Below are 3,897 nucleotides of genomic sequence, written 5' to 3' on the forward strand. Positions count from 1 at the left end.
CCGTCGGCGGAGACCACCACCGTGTGGGACACCCCCGGGGTGTTGTCCACGAAGTTGGTGATCAACCAGTTCAGGTTCTGTGCCGCCTGGCTCATCGGGCTCACACTAACGCTCCTGGTTGTAGGTGCTGTCAGGACCACTGTGCTGATTGTTAGTGGCCTGGCCGTTCGTTTCACTGCCTGCGTTGCGTCCTCGTTGGACACCGCGACGCAGGTTGCTCAGCCTGCCCCGGACGTCTTCCGGGGCACGGGAGACCTGTGGGCCCCCCTGAGGGGTGCTCTCGGCGGTGCCCTCGACCAGATTGGCCTTGGGTACCCGCTTCGGCAGACCGGAGGAGGTGACTCCGCCCGCCTTGGGCTTGCGCAGCTGCGAAGCCTGCTGCCAGCGCTCGTCGTTCGCCGAACGCCAGTCGCTGTCACCGTTGTTCGCGGCGAGCGGGCCCGCCGCGGAGGCCGGCGCCGCCTGCTGTCCGTGGGCCGTGCCGTTCACGCCGTTCGCACCGCTCGTGACGCCACCGCGGCGGGGAAGCCCGGCGTTCGTCATGTCGTGGGCGGCGGGGGAGGCCGGTCCGGGACGCTCGAAGCCTACGCCGTTCCGCTCACTCACGTCACCGGCCTGCGAAGACTCCGTTTCCGCAGCGTACTGGGCCGGATAGTCGTTCTGGAAACCGTTCTGCCCGGACCACTCGTCCTGACGGTTGGCGCCGTCGTACGGACCGAACGCGTCGGGAGCCGAGGCGTGCGCCGGCGCATGGCCGTTCTGCGCCTGCTCCTGGTACACGTCCGGGTAGCCGCCGTTGTGGGCGAAGCCGTCGTTCTGCGGCACCCCGGCGTCCTGGGCGTAGTACTGCTGCTCCTCGTACGGCGCCTGCGGCAGCTCCTGGTACGGCTGCTGTGCCTCGGGGGCGGCGGCCTGCGGGTGCTGCTGCGCCGGGAAGCCGGAGGGGCCCTCGAAGCCCTGCTGCGGCTGCTCGAAGGCGTCGGGGAACGCGGGCTGCTGCCCGGTCTCCTCCTGCGGCTGGTGGCCGTGGGTCTCCAGCGCGGCGCGGCGCTCCTCGCGCATCAGCGAGCGGCCGACGGGGTCGAGACCCCGGATGTCGTCCGGCACCTCGTAGCGGCTGTCGTCGAAGCCCAGTTCGGCGGCGGTGCGCAACGGCTGCTGCTGCGGCTGCTGTTGCTGCTGGCCGAAGTTCTCACCCGGGAACTGCTGCTCCGGAATGATCTGCGAGACCGTGAACTCGTCGCGCTCCAGCTGGACTTCGCCGCCACCGCCGTGCGTGATCGCGTCCGGAAGCATGACCAGGGAGGTCGTGCCGGCCTGCTCGCCCGAGGGACGGAGCTGGACGCGGATGCCGTGCCGGTCGGACAGCCGGCCGACCACGAAGAGGCCCATGCGCTGGGAGATCGCGGCGTCCACGGTCGGCGGGTTGGCCAGCTTGTGGTTGATGTCCGCGAAGTCCTCGGCCGTCAGGCCGATGCCCTTGTCGTGGATCTCGATCATCACGCGGCCGTCGGGGAGACGGGTCGCGGTGACCTTGACCTTGGTCTGCGGGGAGGAGAACGTCGTCGCGTTCTCCAGCAGCTCGGCCAGCAGGTGGACGAGGTCGGTCACGGCACGGCCGTGGATCTCGGCGTCCGGGACGCCGGAGAGCTCGATGCGCTCGTACTGCTCCACCTCGGAGGAGGCGGCGCGCAGGACGTCGACCAGCGGGACCGGCTGGTCCCAGCGGCGGCCCGGCTCCTCACCGGCGAGGACCAGGAGGTTCTCGCCGTTGCGGCGCATACGGGTCGCGAGGTGGTCCAGCTTGAAGAGGTTCTCCAGCTGGTCCGGGTCGGCCTCGTTGTTCTCCAGGTCGGTGATCAGGGTCAGCTGACCCTCGATGAGCGACTGGTTGCGGCGCGACAGGTTGGTGAAGATCGCGTTGATGTTGCCCCGCAGCAGGGCCTGCTCGGAGGCGAGCCGGACCGCTTCGCGGTGGACCTGGTCGAAGGCGCGGGCGACCTCGCCGATCTCGTCCTTGGTGTGGATCGGGATCGGGGCGACCCGGGTGTCGACCCGGCCGGGGTCGGTACGGGAGAGCTGGTCGACCAGCATCGGCAGCCGCTGCTCGGCGATACCGAAGGCCGCGTTGCGCAGCTGGCGCATCGAGCGGCTCATCTGGCGGGCCACCGTACCGGCGAGGACGAAGGCGAGGAGCAGCGCGATCACGACGGCCGCGCCGGTGATGATCGCGGAGATCTTGGCGTCGTCGGCGATGCCCGAGGCCTCGCTCACGGCCTTGTTGGCCATGTCCGACTCGATGGATCGGTACGCCTTGAACTTGAGGGTGTTGACCGCCCACCAGTTGGCGGGGGTTACGCCCTGCTGGGCCAGCTGCTGCCGCTCGATCGGGTCGGTGGTCTTCAGCTGGGCGAGCGCCGTGACCATGTTCTGCGGGTCGGCGGGGGGAGCCTTGTACGACGGGTCCTGGGCCTTGGCCTCGGCCACCATCTTGGCGCCCTGCGCCTGGATGTCCCGCTTCTCCTGGTCGAGCCGGTCGGAGTCCTCCTGGGTACCGCCGCCGAGGTACTCCTCGACCGCGATGCCCTCCAGATAGGCGTAGGAGGAGAGCGCGACGCGCTGGCTGGCCAGGTTGGGGGCGTCCGGACCGGGCTTCACCAGCATGTGCATACCGATGGAGCGCTCCAGGGAGAGCGCCGCCTTGGTGAGCGAGATGGCGTAGACGGTACGGCCGTAGGACGTGATGTTTCCGGTGCCCAGGCCCAGCTCGTTGGCGAACTCCATGAGCGGGTGGGCGACCTTGATGTAGCCCTCCTCCGTCTGCACGCCGGTGAACTTGGGGCCGTAGGCACCCGCACGCAGCGTCTGGAGGAAGGGCTCGGTCTCGCGGAACAGCTTCAGCCGGCGCTCCAGGCCCGGCTTGCTCGGCATGTTCTGCGCGGCCTTGTCGAACGCGTCGGCCGCGTCGTCGGTGGCCTTGCGCGCTCCCGTGACCGTCGCCTTGTCCTCGGCGGTCTCGGCCTTGCCCTTCAGCAGGGGAGCGGCGCTGATGTCACGCTCGTTGTACAGGGCGTCGGCGTACGACAGCGACGCCCGCACCAGGATGGCCGTGTTCTCCGCGTCCTGCGCGTCCTGCCAGGTGTCGATCGAGTTCTTCACCTGGAAGCCACCCATGACGAGACCGACCATCACGGGTATGAGCAGGATCGCGTTCAGCCTGGTCGGCACCCGCCAGTTGCGCGGCGAGAACCGGCCTCCGGAAGCCGCGGGTGCCGCGGCCTCGGGCTCCGGACCCGGTGCAACCGGTGCGGGGGCCGCAGCGCGCGGCGGCGGGGTGAAGTTGCCCCGCGCCGACGGCTCGGGACCGTTCTTGCTTCGCCTCACTCGACCAACAACCTCTCGGCGGTCGGCACCGTCTCGTGCCGCAGTCTCTTCAGAGCCCGGTTTGTCTTCGCAGAGCCCGGTTCGTCTTCGACCACTCAGTACGTCTTTGACCCCTGGGCAGTTCAGGCATTCCAGCACGTGGACCAGCGCAGTTCCAAACAGGGGCAGCGCGGTTGTAAGGCCCAGGTAAAACGGGTCAATACCGATCGAGTCCCGGCAAAAGGCGGGGGGTTCGTGCGCGCAGCGACACCGGGTGAACGCGCGCTGTGGCGATCCCCGGATATTCCTCTGCCGAACTGTTATGAACACCGGAGCCGGCCGTGTCCAAGGCCACAGCCGGCTCCGGTCCGTTCAGGGCAACTGCCGTACGGCAGATCCCACTTGAGTACTGCGGTCGGCGTACTACCGAAGGCGGGCCATCAGCGCGTGCTCGACCAGGGTGATCAGCGCGCTCTTGGCGTCCGACCGGTGACGGGCGTCCGTCGTGATGATGGGGGTGTCGGGGCCGATCTG

2 protein-coding genes and 1 pseudogene are annotated in these 3,897 nt (G+C 69.1%); all 3 read right to left on the reverse strand.

The genetic code is table 11. The annotated features are described in order from the left end of the window. A partial coding sequence (locus GTW40_RS04600) for a roadblock/LC7 domain-containing protein (RefSeq protein ID WP_030289542.1) occupies positions 1 to 104 on the reverse strand: 104 nt, incomplete at its 3' end. Position 105: 1 nt separating this feature from the next. Then, positions 106 to 3,384 carry a nitrate- and nitrite sensing domain-containing protein gene (locus GTW40_RS04605; protein WP_161178856.1) on the reverse strand — a complete coding sequence of 1,093 codons (3,279 nt, stop codon included), beginning with the start codon at positions 3,382 to 3,384 and terminating at the stop codon, positions 106 to 108. Between the two features lie 402 nt (positions 3,385 to 3,786). Further along, positions 3,787 to 3,897 (reverse strand): annotated as a pseudogene (locus GTW40_RS04610) (ATP-binding protein); the annotation flags it as partial.

Source organism: Streptomyces sp. SID4985 (assembly GCF_009863025.1).
In the GTDB taxonomy this organism is placed as follows: domain Bacteria; phylum Actinomycetota; class Actinomycetes; order Streptomycetales; family Streptomycetaceae; genus Streptomyces.